The organism is Maledivibacter halophilus (assembly GCF_900167445.1).
In the GTDB taxonomy this organism is placed as follows: domain Bacteria; phylum Bacillota; class Clostridia; order Peptostreptococcales; family Caminicellaceae; genus Maledivibacter; species Maledivibacter halophilus.
In genome coordinates, this window is record NZ_FUZT01000008.1 from 258,001 (window position 1) to 280,728 (window position 22,728).

A 22,728-nucleotide genomic window follows, 5' to 3' on the forward strand; every position below is an offset into this window, starting at 1 on the left:
GTTTCCACCTCATTCCTATTTAAATGGGTTTTCCATTCCAAACTCAATTTCAATTTCCCTCATTATAGCCATGGGAACTGCCTTTACCTTCACCTTGAGTTTTGATGTACCTAGTACGTTTTGCCCCTTTGGAATAATGACTTCCCCAGATGCAATTTCTTTATCATCTGTCATGTTTTCAAGGGGAATTTGAAGAAATTCCTTAAGTAGATTGATGCTTCCTTCTATATTTATAGGATCAAGCTGCATTTGGATGTTAAAAAGGGCTTGTTTTCTTATTTCCCTTACAGCTTTATTTATAGTTCTGACAGTTTCTGCATATTGATAATCAGAGCCATCGGGAGCAAACATTCTTCCGTTAGTTACGTAAAAGCCCTCAAGACCTATATATCTTCTAAAGGTTACGAATTTTGCTTGATCAAGAATAGATATATAAGGCTCTATTCCTTCTGGTAAAAGCTTTATAACATTATTTAAGGGAAACTCTGAAACCTCTCCAATGGATTGAGAGACATTGGATTTTGAGTATAATCCAGCAACATCCCCAGCCCCATTGCTGTTTCGTATTTTCCCATCCAGTGAAACTATTTCAGCCCTTGCAGCAACTACTTGAAGTCTATAGTTATTTACGCTATTCCTTGCAGTAATAAGGCTTTCCACGTATTCGCTTATAGATTCTTCCTTTTTTTTATTTCTTGCCTCACATATTATGAATACTGGCTTAAAGTAAGTGCTAAATAAAATATCAGCTTGAGTTGCCACAGCCGCCCACATAGGGGCATCTGATTCCCCAACTATATGGATGTATTCAAATTCAAAAACTGCATCCTCAGTAGTAGATATAGCATCTAAAACTTCTTGATTTGACATTTTGGGAGCAGTTGTTTTGAAGCTGTATACATCTCCTATCTTAAAGGAGTTTTCTGGATCAGCAGCTTCAGTAAAGGTTATTTTGATTCCAGTGTTTTCTATAGTTACTTCTCCATCTGTAGGGATAGTTTTTTCGCCAGTGAAGCTGTTTCCACCATCAATTGAATATCTATAGGTGGCTCCGTTTAAACCTCCATCTTTTAAGACTTCAATAATTATTTCATAGCTGTTTTTCGGTGTGCCAGATACAGTATAGGTCGCCTCACCTGTACCACTATGTATTACATCGCCAATGCTTCCTGCCTCAGTTCCTTGTGTAGGAATACAATAAATGGTAGATGCTCCAGTCCCTATACTATCCATTACAGCGTCTGCTAGGGGGCTGTGGCCAAGTACATCCTTTATTTCATTAACCTTCATTGAACTATTTATTACTATAAGCTTGTTTTTTTCGGCCTTTGATACACCGATTTTGACATGTATGCCATCACCGCCAGCAGATGATATTCCAAGGCCACCATCGGCAATTTTAATCTTCACATCATTCAATGACATCTTTATTCACCGCCTTTATCAATAGAAGATTCTAGAAATTTCTTAGCTGCATCAAGAAACTCTTTTTCACTTACTTTTTTCCCATCGGCCCATTTTTTATAGATTTTAAGACCTATATAAACTGGCTGGGATATTTTATGCTTTTTCTTTAATTCTTCAATTGAAGTCAAATTAGTTTTAGCTTTCACAGAATCACTTCCTTTATGTTCCAATTTCAGTACCGGTTATTTCTATTTCATTAATCTTTACAAATGGTACATCTACATAAACGCCACCTATAAATTCGATGAGAATTTGTACAGCTATTTTGCTTTTTAGTATGCTGTCCTTTTCATCTACCCAATAGCTTTTTAAAATATTTATTTCCACATAGTTTCCATTCCCATCATCAATTCCAGCACCTATACCCTTTAAAAATTCACTAAATATTGCTTCGCATTTTTCTTCGCTGTAGTCTCCTATTATTACTGTCATTTGTGTTTTTCTGGTAAGTTTTTTGATTCTTTTAACCTTAGTTCCATTTTCTAAGGTATACATTTTTTTTGACCCGTCCTTTTGAAATTTCTCATCTTCAAACAAAACAGCTCCAATATGAACAGCTCCTGAAGCTTTAAGCTCCTTCATACTTCTATAGACTTTTCTTTTAATGCCAGCACTTACAAGTTTCTTTTCAAGGTAATCCTTGTATTTGCTAATCATCTATATGATCCCTTACTTTCTCTTCTAAAGTTGCCTTTATTTCTGCCATATCTTCTTTAGATATGCCAAGGAATTCTCTTTTAGGCATATTGACATTGACTTCCTTTTTAGTTATCCATTTACCATTTATTTTGAATCTAAGACCTTTTTTGTTTTTAGCCCTTATGGTGAATTTGCCTCCTAATTGATGGGTTCCAGCATAAATCTTGTTTGTACCTACAGCAAAACCTTCAGGAGTTGCTTTACTTTTAATTGAATTTTTAAGCTCAGATTCATCTGTAAGAGTTTGGCCTCCTTCTTCCTTTGCCCTTATAGAGGGCTGCCATCTCTTTCCCTTTGGATCCTTTTCATCTTTAAATCTTTGCTTTGTACTAGACAGTAGGGCTTCTCCTAAAATAGTATTTAGTCCTTGGTAATCAAAATCTTCTAAGTTTTTAATCGTATTTATAAGCCCATCAATATTTCCTTCAAGTTTTATTCCTGGCATTTTACATTCCTTTCATACTACTTCTTGAAAAGAGCCTTTTATTTGAATTAATTTTAAAGCCACTTGCAGCTCTTTTTTCTGGTCTTTGGATACCAATGTCAATTAATCCTTTGGCAACATTTTCAAGGAATTTTACAGCACTTTTATATCTAATAAGCAGTATGTTTTCTCTTTCATCTTCATCAATTCCAATCCTTGAATAAACATTGTAAACAGCTATATCCTTTGAAAACTTGTTTATTATTTTGGGAGTAGGGGAGGGAAGGGGAGTGGAGTACCTTTTATTAAGGTATCCATCAATTTCCCCATCAGCATCCTTTATTGCTTCATTAATTATTTCACTTATCTTTATTTCACGCTGAGCTTCATCCTCAATATATTCATCTCCAATGATGGAATTAACAGCATCATCCTTAATCATTTCTCGTACTTCACCCATGCTAGAATAGCCCATTTAATCACATCCTATAATGGTTTGTCTTCTTCACCAGTAGAACCAAAGGCAAGCTGCCACAATCCATAGCCAGCATTATCCCTGGAGTCAGCTCCATAGATATACTTTTTATTCATAAATACATTGGTGTCACTTTCTTTGGTCATTGATACAAATTTAGGCTTCTTTCTCTGCTGGAATATCGTTGGCCTTACTGGCCTTGATACATCTAGTAGGAACCAAGCAGTAGGATTGATTGAAAGTTCAGGAGCAATTAAAAGCTCAGCTGATCCTTTATATATATTTGTTGTGCCTTCAATTTGCTCAGAATATAATATTCTTCTAGCTTGGCTCTCAAGCTGTGGTGGCACCACTAAAAGATTTGGAGTTACCTTTAAAGGTTTCCCTCGGTCGTCCTTAAAACTCATCATTGAAGCTCTGGCATCGCCATAGGTTTCAAGAGTAAGCTTATATGTGCTTTTGTTACTTTGAGAACCGCTTTTACCTTCCTTATGATCATCAGCAAAAAAAGCTTTCTTATCGTAACATTTGTTAGTAAATCCATTTATTAATAAGGGAAAAACCAGCTCATCAGGATGCATAGCAGCAGAATTACCCATCTCTTGAATTATTGGTCTGTATACTCCGATGCTGTCATCTTCAATGTCATTTCTATCTACTGATACAGTTACTTCAAAATCCTTGTTCTTGATTTCATAATCGTAGGCTGATAAATTTTGAATAACTCTATCGCTTATCCACTCCTTCATGCGTGGAACCTTTCCAAGCCATTTATAGCTTTCCTTGGCTGTACTAGATGGAATCACAGTGGCAATTTTTGTATATAATGGCTTCGCATTTTCAAAAGCCTTGTTATAAATCACCCTGAAATTTGTGTATATACTTTGTAAAACCTGTTGATTAACAAGCATTTTTCATTCCTCCTAAATTATAAATTTATTCTATTTCAACCCATACGCCATAGGTATCAACTGCAATTACTTTTCCTGCTATAGACCTTGAAGAAGATCCATCCGATGATGATACTGTCTCATCATCAACAATATAGCAGTTTGAAAGCACATGAGACTGTAAAACTGGATCATTTTGATCATTCTCAAACCTAAAGCAGCCCCTTTTAACTTTTACAGTGGCATCTCCATCTTGCCCTTCGGTATTATCAACATATTCTTCAGCCCTTCCTGCTGCTGTGAGTCCCACGCTTTCTGACCCTGGAACAGCATATCCTGAGGCTAAGGTTATAAGTGACCCTTCAAATATTCTGATTCCTGCCTTTACTGGAAGTACCAAGCAGCTTACTTGTCTTTCTGGAGTATTTCTTCCTGCTGCAAGTGCCATTATTTATCATCCTTTCCATACTTTTCAATGTCCTCTTGGCTGACTCCAAGCATTTTGTTGACACTTATCTCTTCAGCACTACTTTTTATTTTTGTTTTATCGTCATCGCCTCCACCAATTTCATCAAGGGGAACTACCTGTGGGGCTGTATCGATAAACTTTTTGAATCCAGAAGGATCTTTAAGGGCTATTTCTTCAGCCCATTCTTTTTGTGCCGGTGTGATCTTTCCTGTGCTTAAAGCCATCTTTACTAATTCATCACTTTCATTTTTTTCAATCTTTTCCTTCAGCTTGTTGAACTCACTAACTGAAACATACCCAGCAGGATTTTTCAATGCAATGATTTTGCCTTTTACATCATCAAGAGTGGATCCTTCATTAAGATCTAAAGCTTCAAGGACTTCCTTGCTTGCAATTGTTTCTGTTTCTTCCTTTTCATTTGAAGCTTCGCTAAGCTTTTTAATAGCTTCAAATATTTGTTCTTCTGTTGAATCTTCTGATAATCCTAATAGCTGTGCTAATTTCTTTAAAAATTCCATTTCTTTATTTCCTCCTTCTAGATCAATATCTAAACTATTTATAATAGGCTCCATGCCATCTATAGCCGGAGTATTGGTCAGTGCAATAGAGTGTAGCACCGTGGCTCTATCATCGGTTTTCCTCTTAAAAATCACTGGAGAAAGATATCTATATTCCTTATTAGCAAGGTACCCTTTAGCCTTATCAGTCCACTTCACCCTTGCCATAATACCTTTTTCTGTGTACTCTATATCCTTTACCCAACCAGCAGCAGGAGCTTGAACTCCTTCAAGGGTTTGATGCTCATAATCCACTACAACATCAATCTTTCTATCCTTGAAATAGTTGTACATACACTTAAAGCTTTCTTTATCAACCTTAAAGGGCCCTTTTCTAGACTTAACTAGCCCCAATGGAAGTATTTTGATTTTTTCAGGAATCCCATCTATATCTATACTATTTGCTATTATGAAAAAACCTCTGTTTTTCATTTTCATCTATAATCACCTGTAAATTATATTTTTGTATAGCGTTACAACCCCGTTACCTTGCGTTATTTTGCGTTACCAGTATAGGAAAGGTGTATTACTATTATTTGGTAACTTTTTCTTTAAATAAGGGCCTTTAAACGGATGATTTATGTATATTTCTATTTCTATTTGGAAATACTATCAAGTTACGCTTAAATTTATTAGTATTTTCAACCGTTACAAGCTTTTATCCATTCTTTTTTTATAGGCCTTTTCTAAAGCCATAGGATATTTTGAAAGTTCAGGCTCAAAAACTGTTTTTGCTGGATTAGTCTCAAAACCTTTATCGGGGATTAGGTTTCTTAAAACACCACCCTTAGGCTCTACCATAACTGGAATTTCAGTTTCAATCTTAAGACCTTTCAATTCAACCTGTCTTTTAGATAATGTTGATACACTACATCTGCATCTATAGCCATTTGGAGGATACCATGTGTCCCATATTTCATGATCAGCGGGATACACTTTTCCATCCATTGCTAAATGTGTAGGTCTGCTTCTTCTGTCATTTACCGCATCATATATCCAGTAGGGCCTCGCCTTTAAAGTTTCAGGCTTTGTCATCTGCTTATAGTGGCCAACATTATATGCAGTCTGAATATTTGTTCTGAAGATATTATCTGCTTGATAGGGGGTTATTCCCTCATAACCCTTCCTAGCAAGAAAATCATTCATCCTGTTTTTAAATTCCCCTGAAGTTATTCCATCCTTAAGGGCTTTCACTAATTCATCCTTAAACTTTTTGAGAATTTCTAAGGATGTATAACCTGATACAGTAAAGGCTTTTGTTTTATAATCTTCTTTTATCGAATAGAATTCCCCTGAAGTTACTGGTATCTTCTCTTTAAAATATTCTATAGCTTCTTCAAAGTTCAGGGGCTTATTAATTATCTTTTGGATGTTCAGCATTCTCTCTCATCCTTCCAAGAATATCAGCTGCAAACATTACCCTGTGAAGAAGCTCCTCGAGCTCTTGATTATCCATTTCCTTATATAGCTTCTCAACAATTTTAAAATCTTCTAATTTCTTTTTCATGCCCTCAAGGGAATCAGATTCATCCATAAGCTTTTCTAGGGGCTTAAATATTTCCCTAAATATTTTGATGCTTTCTATAGTGGCACCATCTGCGAGGGCATCAATTTTTTTTTGATATTCTACAGATATGGGATTTTTATTAACCTTAGTTTTATTAGCTATTATTTGACCAGGAATTTCTTTCATAGCTAAACTATTATTAGGCTTTGCTATTATCTGTCCTGGCTCTGGCTTAGGTATCCCAAATTTTTCATATATATGCTCTATGGATATTGGAAGCCCTATATCATTTATCAGTTTCGCATAGGTGTTTGCATTTTTTTCTTGATCCTCTGGAGGTTCGCAGTGAAATTTAATATAGGGTAAGCGTTCTGCTGTACCAAAATTAAATAAACAAAGAGGCTTTATTAAATCTCTTTTTAAGGTTTGAGCTAAAGCCTTGCAGTCAGCCTCTATAAGATCTTGTCGTACCTCTCCGTGGGTTTTGGATGCAGCATAGGAGCCACTACTTCCAACTTCACTTGTCAGTGTTTGCCCTAGTATAGCCTTTGACATTTCAGCATTACAAAATTTAGCCAATCTTTCATAAATGTCCGCAGAAGCTGTTTTATTTGATTCGATAAATTCTATAAGTGTGCTATCTGGGATTATTCCAGCAGCATCACTGCCAAGCATCATAAGAGCTTCCATCAGAGCGTTTTTGTCTTCTTCAGTTGTTGAAGAATTATATTTACCTAGTCTAAGGGGCATCCCAAAGACTTCGCAAAAAGCAACCCAATCCTTTATGTCATAGTTCTTAAATAGATACATCCATGCTGCAACTCTTAAAATTCCCGCCTTACTCGGATGACCAGAACGGGCTTTATATCTATGAATTATAAATTTATTTTTAGGAAGCTTTATTCCGCTGGGTTCTTTATCGGTTCTGACCTTCATTGCGTCATGTTCATCCCAGAAGAATTTTTTTTGATGTCTCCACTTTATCTCATCAACCAATACATTGTTATTCTTAAGTTTCCACATTATTTCACCAACAGCAAAGCCTTTGCCTATTGCATCAAGCAGATCTATAAATACATCCTCTAGTGACTCTATATTCGATATAGCATCTGTAATGAATTCGGCAATCTTTTTGTCTCTCTCATCATCAGAGAAGGGGAGTATATCATAATCTATGCCAATTACTGCGTTTTTCCTTGTCTGAAGCTGTGAGAATAAATGCAAGTCTTTACCTTCAATTTCTTCAAATAGCTCCATTTGTCTATAGACATCACCAGTATCAGCTTCTTTAAATATTTGAGCTAATCTAACTGGAGTAAGACCATCTGAAGGGTATTCACTGTATTTATCGTAAATTCCAGCCACTGCTATTTCTCTTTGTATTGGTTTTTTAGAGCTTATTCTTTTTCCGTATTGATCTAATATCATATTTGCACCTCTAATAAGCACCTTTTTTGAATCTTAAAGCTCTTTTAATAACTGTTTTATAATCAGTTTTAGTTATTCCAGATATTTTTTCAGCTAACTTAATACACATTTCCAAGCCATCTGGGCCATCATCATTGGCTCCCATTGGATACTCCTTAAGTTGTTTAAGAAGGGTTTTAAGTCTTGGATTGAATTTTACATATTTGTTTTTAATATATGGTTGTATGCTTCGTATTCTCATATCTTTATTAGATACACTTTGTATTTCTTCTATCGGGAAATATTCCCCCGATTTAGCACTTTCCTTTGCAAGGACATCCTTAAAAAAGTGTTGGAATTGATTTGTTTCAACTCCAAATTTGGTATATCCTTTACCAAAGTCACGTTTATATCTTTTTTGACTTTCTATAGCATCACTTATGATTACATCAGGATGTCTTTTTTCTATACTCGCTTCAAATACATACATGTATCCAGTTCTTATGTTCTTGGCTATGGCTATAATAGCTGAAGTATCACTTCTTTTGTTTTTGCCTAAGGATGGATCTATACATCCAACTATTATAAAATCTTTGTCTGAAAAATCTATCTCGACTTCGTTATAGTAATCAAACCATTCATCATTGAATATTTTATTATCAGGATCAATAGGTTCGTTTTGAATTTCAGAATTAAAGCTTGCTTCACCCTCTGAAATTTTCATGATCATAAGATCATAATAGCTAAGTTTTTCTTCCCAGAGTACCTGAACTCCCTCAAGCATTTCTTCTTTATTAGCTTTAAAGAACTGTTTAGCATCTTTTTTTCTGTTGGGATTTTCTAGGTTTACATAGATTTTTTCCCATTCATCCCAAAGGCTTTGATTTTTAGCAAAGGATAAAACACCCTTGTATTTTATACATTCATATTCTGGGTTTTCTAATACCTTTGCTAGTAAACTGTCGTAGTGGAGAAGGGTTCCAATGTAAACTATATCTGTATAAGTATCTCCAGCTTTAGATACTGCTTTGTAATACCAATTAGCCAGTTTCCTTCTTTGTTCTGGTGTATTTACATTTTCATCATTTTCTATATCGTCCAGAATAATTAAATCTGGTCTCCAATTTCTATTTTTACGTCCTCTGATTTTTTTGCCAGATCCTATTGCTTCGACTTTTATGTTTGTTTTTGTTTTAAAATGACTGTCAGTCCATTTCTTGCCCTTGAGATTGCCAAAGTCTTCTAGGATAAGGGGGTTTTCTTCAAGTTCTATTTTTATATCCCCAAGAAATCCTTCGGCCTGCTCGCTTGAATCTGAAAGTATTATAATGTAATGCTTATACTCGTAAAGTATGGCATGTATTGAGTTTTTAAATGTAAATGTGGTTGATTTTGCATGACCCCTTGGAGCTGCTATCCCATGTTTACAGCCTTTAGCCCTAGATATTTTTTTCTTGGACTTGGTAGATAGGGGATTATTTTTTTTCAAAACTCCAGTAAGCCATATGTCATTTAGCTCTCTGTGGAACTTTGGGCAAGTTCTTGTAAAATAGTGGCTTAAATAAGCTCTGCCAAAATATTCAAGGTCTATTGCCCCTAGTTTCTTTCTAAGTCCATCTTTTCCTTCTAAGGGTTCGCCTCTTTGATATGCCCTTAAAAGCTTTTGTCTATAGTCCCTAAAACTATCATTAATCACTGTGTATTCTAAAAAAAGCTTTCTTTGGTCTTCTTCAAAATTAATAGCTTCTATATTCTCTTCAATATCTAGTTTCCTTATATAATCATCAATATTAATCATCGCTTATCATCCTAGCTTTAGCTTTTTCAAGAAGCTTTTTAAGCTCTCCAGCAAGCAGTGCATCTCCTTTGATGACTGTCCATATATCTTCTTCTAATTTTTCAAAGGCTAAATCTATTCTTTGTTTCATATCTTGTTTGACTTTTTCCTTGTAAACTTTTGTCCTGCTAAGAGCCACAATTAACCTTCCCGCCTTATCTAAAGGCATTGCATCGAATTCTTCCTGGGCTGTGGCAAGTTTTTCTGTAAGCCCACCCATGAGCATTTGCATTGTCGCTTCAGTATAATCTACATCAGGGTTATTTTTAACTACATTTACCAAAGCCTTCGCTTGCTCTTGGGCCTCAATAAGTCTTTTTGTTGCATTATTGGTTCTAAGGGCGTACCTTCCAACCGCTGACTTTGATATGTCATAACCTTGTTCCTTTAGGAATTGAGATATTTCAAGGTATGTGTATCTTGTATCGGAGATTTGTTCATTTACTTTTTCTTTTAGATTTTCAGGAAGCTCATCAATCTTAGATCTTATTCTAGTTCGCTTTCTTTGCTTTGCCACTAAATATCAACCCCTGGATCATTAGTAGTTCCTTCTACAAGGTCTACTCCTTTCGATGTAAGTTTTATCATTGCATCATTCATGTAAGCTGTATAGGATGTGATTTTTTCATCGGTATATTCAATATACTTTTTCTCATGCAAGTAATCTAAATAGCCGGATATGTCAGGGGAAATTATAATAGCATCCCTCATCATTAGGTTTACAAGTTGTCTGCATAATAGTCGATTGTGATGTCCCTTTACTAAAGATCGAATTATATATCCTCTTATAGCTTTGTTTTTGTCAGCGATTTGCTTTTCCTGTTCAATCATTTTTTTGCCCTCCTTTGCTGATTGTGAAATCAAGTATTTTGTCTAATTTTCTATCTATACCTGTCATTTTTTTATCTACTGCATTCATGGCTGCCGCATGATCCTCCCTTGTTGTGTAAATGAAGGGTAAATCACTTTTTAAATTATTGAATTCCTTATTCATTAGGTCAACTCTTTCCATGAGATCATTTTCTATGTTTTCAATTTTAGATTCGTTTTTCTCTATTTTCTTGTTTAAGTCAGTTAGGGTTTTTTTTAGGAAAAATATTATTATCCCAACACCAGCTGTAGTTACACCTTGTAAAAAGGTATTAAAGGTCATGGGGTACCTCTTTTAAATCTTTAACTTTCTTTACTTTTTCTTCAATAGTATTCAATATATATGTTTCTGCATCTCCAAGTGTACTTTCTAAGGCATCTAAGTATTCTGGTTCAAGGATGTCTATTATCTCGTTATATGCAACTACAGCTAAGTCTTCAAGTTTTTCTTTGTCGATTTTCCCTCCCTTTACCAACTGCCTTAGATTTTTTGCACTGACTTCTTCAATTTTATTTACTGTCTTAAAAGCCACATCTTCAAGTCTATCAAGGGCAGTCCAAAGAATATCTCTTTGCTTTTCCTCTTCTATTCTTTGCGTTTCTATTTTTACTTTTTTTGTTGCTCTTTGGATGTACAATGTTGCATAGGCACCCCCTAAAGTAACCAGTCCTAACACCACATTCAATAATACATTTGTTATAGTTCCTTGCATTTCACTTAACATTCCTTTCACCCCTTAATTTTGGAAAATAAAAAAATCATAGCACAAGGAATAATCTTCCTTATACTATGATTCTATTGGTTTTTCTCAAAATAGTCGTCCAAAACTATTTGTCAAATTATTTAATCAAACATACTTATTTGGCCTTTAAGGGGCTTGTTTCTAATTTGTTTCATTTTTTCTTTGCAAATCTGCCTAATACGTTCTTCAGATAACATGTATTGCTTGGCTAACTCTCTTTGATTATACCCATTAAATTTTTCTCTTATTTCCTTATCTCTGCGATCTAGCACCAGGGATTTAATTATTGGAAAATATATTCTACTTCCTCCAAAAATCTTCGCAAGCTTTATTGTATTTTCCAGTCCAATTTCATCAACAATGCTAGAATATGGCTCTCCAAGGTCATTAATTTGTATTTGGTTTATTAGTTTTTTATTCAATGACCCCACCACCTTTACAATACATCAAATTGATTTATTTTTCAAGCCTTTCTATTCTTTCTAAAATTCTACATATCACCGCTGCCATTTCATCCCATGTAACTTCTTCGCTGCTATCATGACTGCTGTCGATGATTTTTTTTTGAGAAAGCTCATTTATATATATCTCTCCCCAACGTTCGGTCCAGGGATTTTTAAATTCTATATCAAAGTATTCACAAGCAGTTTTCCCTATCGCTAAGGCACACTTTTTTTGAAACTCAAGTGATTTTAATAGGTTTTCCCTTTCATGCTTATTTGTAAAATACCCATGTTCCATAAGGATAAAAGGGCAATTAGTTCTTCTGACTATATGGAAATCAGTCCATGTTCTAGGAATGCATGCCCGAATCCCTCTGCTTTTGTTTGGTAGTGTTTCATCGGCATATTTAAGCCACTTCAATGCAAGAACTTTTCCTTTTGGTGAAGTGTGCCAGTAAAAGGCATGATGTCCAGCAACATCTTCGTCGGAGGCTGCATCTGCATGAATGCTGAAGCCGATATCACATTTTTCTTTATTTATATTACTGCTCCTTATTTTTAAAGGAACTTCTTTTGAGTCAAAGGGCTGTGATAGGTATACCTCAAATCCATTATGCTCAAGTATTTCCTTAGCGAGTTTCCCTACTTCATTGTTAAAACTAAACTCTGCAAAATCTCCTATACCTTTGCTTGGGGGGTAAGTGTCTATTCCATGTCCCACATCAATAGCTATTTTCATTTTATATCTCCTTCCTATAGTTTTATTATAGGTGCAATTATCTTTTCATACATGTCCATAGGTTTATACTTGGTTTCTCCTTTATCTTTTAAATCTTGGTGGAATTTCTTTATTTCAAGTGCCAATTTTAAAGCTTTCAAGACACCCACCTGCTCAGGTGATACCTTTGGCTTTACTTCAGATTCAACCATCGGTAGCATCCAGCTAATAGCTTCAAACAAGTGAGGTATATCTGAGTAGGCTTTGAAATCTTTTTGAAATTCTTCAACAGTTTCTTTGGCAAATTTGCTTCGGTTGAGTCTCGGCTTTGTTGGAGGAATCGCTCCTTCTTCTCTTAGTTTTTTGCGAATTTTAGCCCGTTCATTTTTTTCTTTTTGAGTCATTTTTTTATACTTTTTCTTTTTTGCCATATATCCACCTTCTTAATTTTGTTAAATTTCTTTGTTTAACTTCTCTAATAAGTGTTTAGCTTTTTTAAGCTGTTGGTGTCTTCGATGTTTCAGTTTCTCTTTCACAGCATTTATAAGCATATTGCAGTCATAGTAGGTTGACCAAAAATTGATTTCGAAATTTTTATCTAAAAAGTAACTGCAATTCATGGAATTAGGTCTTCCATCAACCACAACATTCTCGTTTTCGCATACACATTGATTTTCAAAATGCCAATTACATTTTTGATTATCACATCTCATTTTTCTACCCTCTTTCTTAGGCTTTTTAATTGCTATACCTTAATCCTCCTAAGTCTGTTGTAGTTTTTAAAGCACAAACCGTACAAACGCCAGCCACATTCTTGTTTTTCAATACTTTTCTTGCAATATCACTTTCCCAACAGGATTTACCACATATAGGGCATGTAACAAGTTTCCAATCATCACGTGGATTAGTATTATCTTTTAGAGGTAGACAAATATATCTTTCAATTCTTTTGACTTCGCCTGATTCTTCGGCTAGGGCGTGCTTCAAAATAAGATCACTTGACCATTTGCTAGTGCTGGAAAAATTCCTTGTATTTTTGTAATCGGTTCTAATTATTCGGGGCTTTCTTTTTCTTATAAAGCTTTCTATTGCATATCCAATACCTGTCCTAAAAACTTTAACATATGCATCTTTACCTTTTCTTACCCAGATTAATTCCTTCATACAAAACCTCCTAGCTTTGTTTTTTATCCTTACAAACACCATCTTCGCTTATATAAACAACTTCCAAAGTGCAAAATCCATTTTTATTGTTTTTGCAATTTCTTTTGTCACACCTTGTAACTCTCATTCTTTGCCTCCTTGTCTATCTAAAACTTTTTTAAGGCCTTCTATAAGATTTGAGGCCTGATCAAACTTAAGCCACTGAAGCTTTTCGACTTTATAAAATTTTCTTGTAAATCCTAGCAGTCTTTTAGGATTGTCATTCCAGCCCAGCTGCTTTTCAAGGGCTCGTATTTTTCTTATTTGTTTGTCTGTGGCCATACCTGGTCTAGCTCTCGCTTTTTCCTTCATATTGATTAACACAGCTATAACTCTGTTAAGTTGTCTTGTTGTAAGCTCTCTCATGCTATCCTTACCAGTTTCTCTTATTATGATGGAGTAAAGGGTTTCATCATCCAAGCCTAGCTCCTTTGATTTAGCAAGACCCCAGATACTTCTAATCTGAGGTCTACTTTTTTTAGTCCTTGCCATATTATCACGTCCTACGCCTTGAGCTTTTCTTTGTCAACTTCGTACCAGAATACATCTTCTACCTTTTTGCTCGCTCCAATCTTCGCTATATCTGCATCAGTATATTTCTTAAGCACATCCTTGTTTACGCTTTCCTTGATCTTGATGCAATCTACCATGCCAAAACTTTTAAGATTTCTTATAATGTTGTCAACCTTTCTTAAAACAATCTTTGTGCTTTTCCTAAATCCAGTTTTGCCAAAATTCAGGAACTTTGTTTTACCCTTTAGGTCAGCTCTGTTGGATTCAACAAAATTCTTAACCTGCTTTTCAAGGGTTTTAATACTCTCTTTGTAGGGTTTTGCATCCATTTCTGCTTCAAGCTTTACATCTGAAATCCTTCGATTCATTTCACCCTGGATCTTTTCAATCTCAATTTCACATTCAGCTATTTCTTTGAGATTTAAATTTACATCATCCCAGCTTTTAAGAACTGGTTCATCTGGTATTCTTACTCTTGCCATTTTCTCATCCCCCTTTAGCTTCATTTAATTTTCTATGCTTGGAAATATTGCACGTCCATTTTCGCAGTGTATGTATATATCATAGTTTGTATAGTTTTCATAAGCTTCTTCTAGCTTCATTTTGTCAAGATCCTTCTTGACCTCGTAATTCTTACTTATAAAATTAAGAACTATTTCAATAGCTTCTCTCTTACTTTCAACGCCTGCTTCAAAGGAGTTGAAGGCAAGATTCAATGTTTCGGTTAGGCCCATTAAACCGCCTCCTTCTTGTTTTTCAAGGTCACATTTTCTATAACTACGTTTTCCCTTTCCCAATATTTTCTTATGTTGCAGTATCCTTCACCTGTTTCAAGGTTCACTTCAACCAATGGATCTTTAAACTCAAGTCTTTTGTCTTTGCTGAGACTTGAGTTTATTATAAATAAGCCTTTATCAAGATCATATGCCATTTAGATTTCCTCCCTTTAATAAAGAAGCTTATAATTTTTAGCATCTTTTACTATATCCCTAGTGATTTCTCCATCTTCAGCAGATTCAAGACATAATTCTAGTATTTCAATAAAGTTTCCAAGTCCTCCATGTTTAACATCAATAGCCAGTGCAACAAGCAGATTCTCGGCTTCTTTAGTTACTTTATATTGCTTTAAAAGACTTCTGACCTCTTTTTCTTTAATGCCTATAAGCTTCATCATGTATTTTCTACGGTAAAGCTGGGCTAAATTGTCTTTTCCATTTCCTCTTGTTAATATGTCTTCAAGCTCATGGGTGCCACATAAAATTATAGGCACCTTAGTGTTATCCCATATTTTTCTAAGTATTTCAAATTTGTCTACATCCCATTTTTTGAGATATTCTGCCTCATCAATTATGAACATAAGCTTTTTATTCTTCAATGCCCTTATGAGCTGCTGAATCCTTTTATAATTTGAGCCTCGTTTAAGCTCTATGCCACACTCTTCAGCCATTATTTCAAGAAGATCCTTCATCCTCATGCTTGAAAAGGCTTCTATATATACAGCACCTGGCGTTCTCTCAACATACTCTTTAACAGCTGTTGTCTTGCCAGTACCAGGATATCCAATTATCACTCCCATTTTCCTTCTCATTCTCATATCTTCGCAAAAGCCGAGTATTCCTTTGAATTCTGTAGTAGGGAAGAGCTGTATTTCTTGGCTGTATTCAACAGCTTCGCTAGCCTTGTAATATCCAGTCAAAAAGCTTCTAAGCTTTTTTTCTAGTTCATCGCTTGTTTTTCCATGATTTACAAATTGGGATACTAAGGACCTACTTACTCCTATTTGCTCTGCAATTTCCGAAAATGGTATCCCTTCAACTTCTTTGATTCTTTTTATCTGTTCAATTATTTCTTCTTTGTTTGCATTGAAAATGTCACTTTCTGGTTGAAGTTTTAAAACTGTATTCATAAAATTTCCTCCCTTTGCAAATTAAATTGCGAATTTCTATATAACATTTGGACGTTTAAGTACCGATTCACCGGTTTTAATAAATCTTTTCTTTGCAGGGTTTTTCTTGTTTTCTTTATTTTCATCTTTTTTAAGGGCTTTTAGCTCTTTATCATAATCCTTCATAGCCTTCTCATATTCCAACACAGTTATATTTCCCTTTAGGCCTTCAACTATTTCTCCTGTCAGGGTATTAGCACTTGATTTTTTAGGCTTAGGCTTACTTTTACCTGTAAGCTCTGCAATTCTTTCTTTAACTTCTCGTTCTTGTTTTCTTTGATTCGATACATGGTTAGATACTTTTTCTTCATCTTCAAATACCATTTTAAGCTTTTCCTTTACTGAAGCTGCACAGATATATTTTCCTTCATGGGTTACGATAATAACGTCTTTATTCTCTCTATTGAATTTTATTTTGACCCACTGACCAATTAAATGTTTTAGCTCAATATTCCAATAAATCTTGTTATCAAACCTTATACCTTGAGTAGATATCTTACGTTTTTCACTTTCCATTTTGCATATACCAAGGACTGCCCAGCTAGGTTTGTCGTATCTTGCTTTTTCCTTCTCCATATAAAGCTCCATTGGCGTTTTTCCTCCATAGCCGCCATGGGGTGTATTATGATATTCTTTTAAGACTATATTTACAAACCATTCCTTCAACTCGTCTAAAGTCCACAGTTTATTATGCTTTATCAGCCTTTTTAAATCCTTTGCAAAGGTTTCAGGTCTTTCTTCAGGATCAGTTCCGCACCACCCTGGTATTTCTCTAACATATTTGTCAGAAAAAGTGCCAAAGAACCTTTCGACGGGCTTCACCCAGCCGTGATAGGCTTTAGCGTGTATATTGCCAACCTTTAGCTGTTTTAATAATCCTTCTGTTTCTAGGTTATATTCTATAGCGTTAGCATATTTTTTCTCTATTATTTTCCCGCCCTCGAAGGCATGGGATCTATAATCCTTACCATTATCGGTATACACTACCTTTGGAACTCCCCAAAAGGGAAAGTCCTTTTTTTCTTGTATGCCATATATAAAGGCTTCAGCTATGGTTCTACTATTTGGCTGCATCGTGATGCACCACCCCACCATGCACCCTGTGGCTATATCGTACCAAGCGGTAAGCCAGGGTCTAGCCACATTGCCATCTTTATCAACCGCAAAGGCGTTGAATCTATAATGATCTCCAAACCAACACTCGTTTACAATTTCTGGCTTTTTTCTATCAGCTTTATGCATAAAGTTTGCTTCCCAATATTTTTTGCCACGTCTTGCATAGGCCACTATTTCTTCAGGTATGGAATTCAAAATTCTACTTGCAGACTTAGAACATTTTGAATACTTCATTCCCTTTTTATTTTCTTTCTTGCAAGTTTCTATAACATAGCCCTGGGCCTCAAGTTTTTTTCTAAGTTTTGACCCTTGATTAAATCTACATTTATCGCATGCTTCACTTCCAAGCCTTTCAGCTTCCTTAACCATTTTTTCATAGGAGGCTGTCTTGGTTCTTCTTATAGGTGTTAGGTAATAGGATTTCATTAGCATTTCTGCTTCTAGACAAAAGCTCATGCTTTTACCTTTGTTGCTTTTTTCCTTTTTCATAAGGCCAGCCAAACCATTTTTTTCATAATCCTTTATCCAGTTGTAAAGGGTTCTAAAGCCTATTTCATTTTCCTTTGCCAGCTTTTTTCTAAGCTTTGTAACATTTTCATCAATACTTAAAGCTCTTTGCACAAGCTCGTATTTTTTAAGCAGTTTATGCATCCCTTCTTCGCCATGCTTTTCTCTATATGAAGCCAAATCAGCATCTATATTGATTTCCTCTGTGCATCCTATTTCCCTTGCCCCACTTATTTTTTCAAAATATTTTATTTGGGCTTCGGGTGGAAGGGAAGAGAGGTCTACTAAATATATCTTTAGGTTTTTTTCATTTATTACTTCTTTAACTTCAATCCTTCCAAGGCTTATTCTCCTCCTAATTGTGCTTTCGTCTACGCCGCAAATTTCAGCAGCGTTTTGTGTTGATATCCAATGCTTCACTCTATCCCTCCTTAGAAATTTATGATATAATGAGGGGAGAGAATATATCTAAAAGGCTTTTAGAGAGTCGCTTTGGGGTGCTCCCTTTTTATTTGCCCTTAGGATATATTCTTCTTTCGTTTTATGCTGTTTTCTCAGCTTCACTTGAATTTCCCTCAGTAAGACTTGTATATTTCTTTGCACATTCTTCTCTTTCATGCATGATTTTCATTTTAAGATCCTTTATGGCACTGATTTTACTGCTCATTTCAAGGAGGGTATTCCTTATTTCCTTAAGAAGCTTTTCTTCCTTTTCTTCTATTAGCTTAAAGGTTTCTCCCAGCTCTCTTTCCTTGCTTGCCAAAAACTTTATTTCCATTTCCTTATCCATGTCCAGTGAGCTTATTTTATTCAGATAGTCAGCTATATCTCTAATTTGACTTTCAAAGCTAAATCCAGTCATTTTCCCCAATTATACTACCTCCTTAAGATTTTCTATTTTGGTTTCAAGCTTAAGTATGCTTCCTATTTCATCTAAATATTTAAGTCCTTGTTTTTCTCCTCTTAGTACATCTGCTAAATAGCTTTCACTTACTCCTAAGTCATTAGCAAGCTCTTTTTGAGTCATATTTAGCTCTATTAATCTTTTTTTAACCTTGATACCAAAGCTTGTAAGTTTTCTTTTGCACTTCATGATGTCGCCCCCTTATTGTTACAAAAGTGATATGTTTTCTTTAGTTTTTATTGCTTTTTATTGTGCATTTCTTATTACTAATACAACAGCTGGTCCCCATTCCTTTATATGTTTATTGTCTCCTCTAAATTTAAATTGCTGTTCCTTTTTCATTTTTGCTATGGTTACATGCTTTCTGGATTGCAGCTCCTTGATAAGCTCAGTTGTTTTGTAATCCTTTAGCTTTTTACCAAAACCAAGCATAGTTTTATCGTCCTCCTTTTTATCTTTTGGCTTCTTAAAGGCTTTGGCCTTGCAGAGAAATGTTTTCCCTTCATATACATTGATAAAGCTATTGTCCTGGGAAGTCATCACATAAACTTGCTCCCCTATATATGTCTTTAGTAAATCATTCCAATACATCTTGCCTTTGTACCTGATCCCTTTATAAGTGACATTTCTTCTATCCATGCAATTCCTCCAATAAATATATTTACCTTTTCCTTTCTCTAGTGTTAAAATATAGATGCGAGTATTTTCCTAACACTTAAAAAAGGAGGTGAGCTTGTGGATGATGTTCAAGTTTGCAGAGAAATTTTGAAATTATTAAACCAATTTGCCAATGAACATGGGCTTAATCGATATGGATTTGGCCCTAAGTACTTCTTAGAAAATTTAAATATTCCAGAAAATCAATTGAAAGTAAATATTGATTTTTTAGAAGAAGAAGGCTATATTAAACTTCTCAAAGCTTTAGGTTCACATTTTAAAGCAGCACGACTAACAAGTCGTGGAAAAAAATTGTTTATGAATCCTTCTGAGTTTAATAGAGCTTTTCCAGCAACATCTATTACTTATATAAATGGCAACAACAATATCACAGGTAATAATGTGAGTGTAAATAATAGCTTTAATAAAATAGACAAAGCAATTGAAGCATCTGATTTAGATGATAATTTAAAAAATGAAATCAAAGATTTAGTAATCGATTTAATTAACGACATAAATAGTAAGAAGTTAGACGATAACAAACTTAAAAATTTTTTCTCAAATATTATTGCCAAAACAAGTCAAAAAGCTGTTCCTGAAATTGCCACAAGCATTATAAAGAGTTTATTAGCTTATTTTAATATTTCTTCCTAGAATATTGCTGAATCTTCTGCATATAATTTATATTTTTCAAGATTTTTTAAAATTTTTTCTATCTTAAATTTGCAGTCTTCAACTTCAAGATACAGTCTTGGCACACTTTCAATCTTGCAGTAAGATTCAGTCTCTTTTTTCTCCAATCTTATAATTCGTGATTCTAGCTCTGCTCTAAGCTTTGAAGCAAGTCTTTTATATTCTAACAATTCACTTTTCAAAACAAATTTATCAGTATTAATAGAGTCTTCTCCTCCAGCTGTTTCATTCATGACATTATAGAAGATATCTAAGGCTTCGTCATAGGCCAATCCATAACTATCCCCAAAAGACTTTATTGTATAAAAAACTTCTTTTCTCAAAGCTTCTTTAGTAAGTGTCATCTGACTTACCACCTTTCTTTATTTACTTTTCAAAGAACAATTCTCTGACACATGGGGAATTCATAAGACCCAGTACGGTTTTTACTGTTTTTACCGCCAAACATAACCAGTATTTTGTAATTACCTTCCTATAGTGTTAAAATATAGTTGTTAACACTTTTAAAACACCACAGAAAGGGGGATTTCACTATGCCAACAACTGGCGAAAAACCAGGTATAGGTACATATACTTGTACAAATTGTGGACAAACTGTTCACTTAGATGACAACTCTGATACTTTGCCACCATGTCCTAGCTGTGACGGTACTGACTTTAGATAGTAGTTCTCCGTCACAAATTCTTTAATCGCTTCATCTGTGTAGCCAAAGACTTTACCTAAAACCCAATGATCAAAAACTGTCTTTGGCTTCTCAGGTAAGCTCTTAATAACTTCCACTAAATACTCATCTTTGTATATCCATAAAGTAGCCCATTCATCAGTCAAGCATTTAGCATAGGTTCTTAAATTAAAACTTTCTTCAATATACTTTGCAGCAGCAGTAATTTGAGATGTTTTTATTGGAATTATAGCTGCTGGCTTACCTCGCATTACCATGTAACAATATGCAATTATTTCTCCTTTTAGCAAATCGTTTAAACTTTTCAAAACATCACCTTTGCCATCCTAATCCCTAACCAATTTTGATACAGGCTCCTACTGTCTCATATCCCTATGGGCTGGTTCTAGGATTAAACGATTGTTTATTTTTATCAGCAGCACCACCGACAATGAACTTGTCCTTGAAGAGAATGCTATGTATAGATAATTCCGATGGAGGGAATTATTAGATTAGAGTTTTTTATATGTCAAATTATTTTTGACACAATACATATGTTTGGTTAACTACACCTATGAAATTATGATAAACTTAAGGTGTAGAAATTCACTTGATAATTATATTATATGTTCATATAAGAACATTGTCAATAGTATTATGTTCTTATACGAGAAAAAATATTAAAATATTTCTTATAAGAACATATTTTGGTTCTTATAAGAACTTAAAGGAAAGGAGATTTCATTTGAACACTCTTGGAGATAGATTGAAATACCTTAGAAAACTTCATAATATTAAGCAGCAAGATTTATCCAATGCAACTAATATTTCAAGAAGTAATATAAGTAAAATAGAAAACAATTCATTGAGCCCTACAGCGACTGCAATTATAGCACTTTCAAATTTTTTTAGAGTGTCAACGGATTGGCTTTTAATCGGAAAAGAAGATACGTTTAATAAGGCTAAAGAGGGTAGTGCAGAATATTTTATAGAAAACTATACAATAGATGGTAAGCCAGCTGATCCTTCAAATATATTTAATCCCCAAAGGAAAACTTTATTAAAGCAAATATGGGAAACTTTTGTTACTCTAATTAAAGAAGAGTCAAATGTAAATATGAATAAAAATACCCCAGACCAAACATATGGCGTATTTGCTATAAAAAATGATTTTCCCGATCTTTACAAAGAAATAAAAGCTATCAAAGAATTAGGAGCAGTAGATAATATATATATAAAAGAAATAGTGGAACTTTTAAAAGAGTTACCTCCATCTGAGCTGAAGGAAATTAAAAATTACGTAAATTATAGGCTTCAAAGTTACAATGAAGCGAATAAAAAGGGAGAGTCATCGACTTTCACGCATGGCGAAGAAACCGCTACTCTAGATGATGCTACAGCTTGATTTTTTTATCCTCAAAAAGTGAAGAACTTCACTAATATTTTTTATCTTGCAATAGTGAAGTTCTTCACTAAATAAACATAAAAAAAACAAGCACCGGTTTGATATGCTCAAAATGATAAATGTTAATTGTCATTTGATATCAGGTTCTTGTAAAAATTGTGGTTATTTTCCAAATTTAAATCTTGAATTATTTCCACTTTTTTATTTAAATTTAATGCACGCTTAAAAAAATTCTTTCAATCTATAAAACTCAGTATTTTCAATACTTATACCTATGCACGCTTAACCCTTAAAAAATGCACGCTTAAAATTCCAATTTTTATGATATACTATAGCCAAGGTAAAAAACTTGTTAACACACTTTAACGCTGATTAGTTCTAATACTGACGGTACACGTTACAAAGCGTTTTATTGTAACGTTAAATTCGTTAACAGCAGCATGTCTCGTTCAAAAACTGCCGATCAGCTAGATGGTTTTGCAATTATTCGTGTCCATCGCCTCTTAAATCCTATCTCTAGCTAAATCGTTCTTTCTCTTGTAATCCCAATATATCCCACGGTTTATTATTTTATCTTTTCCCTTCGGGGGTTTTGCAGTTTAACTTGTCTCTCTACA

General features: G+C 34.5%; 33 protein-coding genes. 3 read left to right on the forward strand and 30 right to left on the reverse strand.

Features of this window, described 5'->3' with window-relative positions; genetic code table 11:
* Positions 1-15 precede the first annotated feature (15 nt).
* From B5X81_RS16615 to B5X81_RS16755, 29 genes are all read right to left on the reverse strand, one after another.
* On the reverse strand, positions 16-1,425 hold the full coding sequence (locus tag B5X81_RS16615) for a DUF2586 family protein (protein ID WP_079491527.1): 1,410 nt from the start codon (positions 1,423-1,425) through the stop codon (positions 16-18).
* Positions 1,426-1,427: 2 nt separating this feature from the next.
* Positions 1,428-1,613: a hypothetical protein gene (locus B5X81_RS16620; RefSeq protein WP_079491529.1), complete on the reverse strand. Its 186-nt coding sequence runs from the start codon at positions 1,611-1,613 to the stop codon at positions 1,428-1,430.
* 13 nt (positions 1,614-1,626) lie between these two features.
* Complete coding sequence (locus B5X81_RS16625) at positions 1,627-2,124, reverse strand: hypothetical protein (RefSeq protein WP_079491531.1); 498 nt, start codon at positions 2,122-2,124, stop codon at positions 1,627-1,629.
* Positions 2,117-2,611: a phage virion morphogenesis protein gene (locus B5X81_RS16630; RefSeq protein ID WP_079491533.1), complete on the reverse strand. Its 495-nt coding sequence runs from the start codon at positions 2,609-2,611 to the stop codon at positions 2,117-2,119. The genes B5X81_RS16625 and B5X81_RS16630 overlap by 8 nt, the downstream gene beginning before the upstream one ends.
* A 1-nt stretch (position 2,612) precedes the next feature.
* On the reverse strand, positions 2,613-3,065 hold the full coding sequence (locus B5X81_RS16635) for a gp436 family protein (RefSeq protein ID WP_079491535.1): 453 nt from the start codon (positions 3,063-3,065) through the stop codon (positions 2,613-2,615).
* A gap of 11 nt (positions 3,066-3,076) precedes the next feature.
* Entirely contained in the window at positions 3,077-3,976 is a 900-nt protein-coding gene (locus B5X81_RS16640; RefSeq protein WP_079491537.1) for a Mu-like prophage major head subunit gpT family protein, read from the reverse strand.
* 25 nt (positions 3,977-4,001) lie between these two features.
* A complete protein-coding gene (locus B5X81_RS16645; protein ID WP_079491539.1) occupies positions 4,002-4,403 on the reverse strand; it encodes a hypothetical protein in 402 nt (133 codons plus the stop codon).
* Complete coding sequence (locus tag B5X81_RS16650) at positions 4,403-5,419, reverse strand: phage protease (protein ID WP_244282056.1); 1,017 nt, start codon at positions 5,417-5,419, stop codon at positions 4,403-4,405. The genes B5X81_RS16645 and B5X81_RS16650 overlap by 1 nt, the downstream gene beginning before the upstream one ends.
* 210 nt (positions 5,420-5,629) lie before the next feature.
* Positions 5,630-6,361, reverse strand: a complete 732-nt coding sequence (locus tag B5X81_RS16655; protein WP_079491541.1) for a phage head morphogenesis protein — start codon at positions 6,359-6,361, stop codon at positions 5,630-5,632.
* The gene (locus B5X81_RS16660; RefSeq protein ID WP_079491543.1) at positions 6,336-7,916 is read right to left on the reverse strand and encodes a DUF935 domain-containing protein; all 1,581 of its coding nucleotides are present in this window, start codon (positions 7,914-7,916) and stop codon (positions 6,336-6,338) included. The genes B5X81_RS16655 and B5X81_RS16660 overlap by 26 nt, the downstream gene beginning before the upstream one ends.
* 10 nt (positions 7,917-7,926) lie before the next feature.
* Positions 7,927-9,693: a phage terminase large subunit gene (terL, locus tag B5X81_RS16665; protein ID WP_079491545.1), complete on the reverse strand. Its 1,767-nt coding sequence runs from the start codon at positions 9,691-9,693 to the stop codon at positions 7,927-7,929.
* Complete coding sequence (locus B5X81_RS16670) at positions 9,686-10,249, reverse strand: phage protein Gp27 family protein (protein ID WP_079491547.1); 564 nt, start codon at positions 10,247-10,249, stop codon at positions 9,686-9,688. Before B5X81_RS16670 ends, terL begins: the two co-directional genes overlap by 8 nt.
* Entirely contained in the window at positions 10,249-10,563 is a 315-nt protein-coding gene (locus B5X81_RS16675) for a hypothetical protein (RefSeq protein WP_079491549.1), read from the reverse strand. Before B5X81_RS16675 ends, B5X81_RS16670 begins: the two co-directional genes overlap by 1 nt.
* On the reverse strand, positions 10,556-10,885 hold the full coding sequence (locus tag B5X81_RS16680; protein ID WP_079491551.1) for a hypothetical protein: 330 nt from the start codon (positions 10,883-10,885) through the stop codon (positions 10,556-10,558). The genes B5X81_RS16675 and B5X81_RS16680 overlap by 8 nt, the downstream gene beginning before the upstream one ends.
* Positions 10,875-11,327, reverse strand: coding sequence for a hypothetical protein (locus B5X81_RS16685; RefSeq protein ID WP_079491553.1), 453 nt, complete (start codon positions 11,325-11,327; stop codon positions 10,875-10,877). Before B5X81_RS16685 ends, B5X81_RS16680 begins: the two co-directional genes overlap by 11 nt.
* Before the next feature lie 119 nt (positions 11,328-11,446).
* Positions 11,447-11,767 (reverse strand): Mor transcription activator family protein, encoded by a 321-nt coding sequence (locus B5X81_RS16690; protein WP_170917365.1) that lies wholly within the window; start codon positions 11,765-11,767, stop codon positions 11,447-11,449.
* A 34-nt stretch (positions 11,768-11,801) separates the two neighbouring features.
* Entirely contained in the window at positions 11,802-12,527 is a 726-nt protein-coding gene (locus B5X81_RS16695) for an N-acetylmuramoyl-L-alanine amidase (RefSeq protein ID WP_079491557.1), read from the reverse strand.
* A 14-nt stretch (positions 12,528-12,541) separates the two neighbouring features.
* Positions 12,542-12,937: a hypothetical protein gene (locus B5X81_RS16700; RefSeq protein WP_079491559.1), complete on the reverse strand. Its 396-nt coding sequence runs from the start codon at positions 12,935-12,937 to the stop codon at positions 12,542-12,544.
* Positions 12,938-12,958: 21 nt separating this feature from the next.
* Complete coding sequence (locus tag B5X81_RS16705; protein WP_079491560.1) at positions 12,959-13,219, reverse strand: hypothetical protein; 261 nt, start codon at positions 13,217-13,219, stop codon at positions 12,959-12,961.
* Between the two features lie 25 nt (positions 13,220-13,244).
* Positions 13,245-13,670, reverse strand: a complete 426-nt coding sequence (locus B5X81_RS28170; protein ID WP_244282057.1) for a hypothetical protein — start codon at positions 13,668-13,670, stop codon at positions 13,245-13,247.
* Between the two features lie 123 nt (positions 13,671-13,793).
* On the reverse strand, positions 13,794-14,201 hold the full coding sequence (locus tag B5X81_RS16715; RefSeq protein ID WP_079491562.1) for a regulatory protein GemA: 408 nt from the start codon (positions 14,199-14,201) through the stop codon (positions 13,794-13,796).
* Between the two features lie 11 nt (positions 14,202-14,212).
* The gene (locus B5X81_RS16720; RefSeq protein WP_079491563.1) at positions 14,213-14,704 is read right to left on the reverse strand and encodes a host-nuclease inhibitor Gam family protein; all 492 of its coding nucleotides are present in this window, start codon (positions 14,702-14,704) and stop codon (positions 14,213-14,215) included.
* Between the two features lie 24 nt (positions 14,705-14,728).
* Positions 14,729-14,956 (reverse strand): hypothetical protein, encoded by a 228-nt coding sequence (locus B5X81_RS16725; protein WP_079491565.1) that lies wholly within the window; start codon positions 14,954-14,956, stop codon positions 14,729-14,731.
* On the reverse strand, positions 14,956-15,153 hold the full coding sequence (locus tag B5X81_RS16730; RefSeq protein WP_079491566.1) for a hypothetical protein: 198 nt from the start codon (positions 15,151-15,153) through the stop codon (positions 14,956-14,958). Before B5X81_RS16730 ends, B5X81_RS16725 begins: the two co-directional genes overlap by 1 nt.
* A 15-nt stretch (positions 15,154-15,168) precedes the next feature.
* Entirely contained in the window at positions 15,169-16,128 is a 960-nt protein-coding gene (locus B5X81_RS16735) for an AAA family ATPase (RefSeq protein ID WP_079491568.1), read from the reverse strand.
* Positions 16,129-16,164: 36 nt separating this feature from the next.
* Positions 16,165-18,210: a Mu transposase C-terminal domain-containing protein gene (locus tag B5X81_RS16740; protein WP_079491569.1), complete on the reverse strand. Its 2,046-nt coding sequence runs from the start codon at positions 18,208-18,210 to the stop codon at positions 16,165-16,167.
* 121 nt (positions 18,211-18,331) lie between these two features.
* On the reverse strand, positions 18,332-18,661 hold the full coding sequence (locus tag B5X81_RS16745) for a hypothetical protein (protein WP_079491571.1): 330 nt from the start codon (positions 18,659-18,661) through the stop codon (positions 18,332-18,334).
* On the reverse strand, positions 18,662-18,883 hold the full coding sequence (locus tag B5X81_RS16750) for a helix-turn-helix domain-containing protein (RefSeq protein ID WP_079491572.1): 222 nt from the start codon (positions 18,881-18,883) through the stop codon (positions 18,662-18,664).
* 57 nt (positions 18,884-18,940) lie between these two features.
* Positions 18,941-19,333, reverse strand: a complete 393-nt coding sequence (locus tag B5X81_RS16755) for a BC1881 family protein (RefSeq protein ID WP_079491574.1) — start codon at positions 19,331-19,333, stop codon at positions 18,941-18,943.
* Positions 19,334-19,429: 96 nt separating this feature from the next.
* On the opposite strand from B5X81_RS16755, the gene B5X81_RS16760 reads away from it, so the two are divergent.
* Positions 19,430-20,005, forward strand: coding sequence for a hypothetical protein (locus B5X81_RS16760; protein ID WP_079491575.1), 576 nt, complete (start codon positions 19,430-19,432; stop codon positions 20,003-20,005).
* On the opposite strand, the gene B5X81_RS16765 is transcribed toward B5X81_RS16760, so the two are convergent.
* On the reverse strand, positions 20,002-20,388 hold the full coding sequence (locus tag B5X81_RS16765) for a hypothetical protein (protein ID WP_079491577.1): 387 nt from the start codon (positions 20,386-20,388) through the stop codon (positions 20,002-20,004). The two genes, B5X81_RS16760 and B5X81_RS16765, sit on opposite strands and share 4 nt — an antisense overlap.
* A 189-nt stretch (positions 20,389-20,577) precedes the next feature.
* Between B5X81_RS16765 and B5X81_RS28835 the strand changes: the two genes are divergently transcribed.
* Both B5X81_RS28835 and B5X81_RS16780 read left to right on the forward strand, forming a co-directional pair.
* The gene (locus B5X81_RS28835; protein WP_079491578.1) at positions 20,578-20,709 is read left to right on the forward strand and encodes a zinc ribbon-containing protein; all 132 of its coding nucleotides are present in this window, start codon (positions 20,578-20,580) and stop codon (positions 20,707-20,709) included.
* A 742-nt stretch (positions 20,710-21,451) separates the two neighbouring features.
* Complete coding sequence (locus tag B5X81_RS16780) at positions 21,452-22,111, forward strand: helix-turn-helix domain-containing protein (protein WP_170917366.1); 660 nt, start codon at positions 21,452-21,454, stop codon at positions 22,109-22,111.
* Positions 22,112-22,728: the final 617 nt, after the last annotated feature.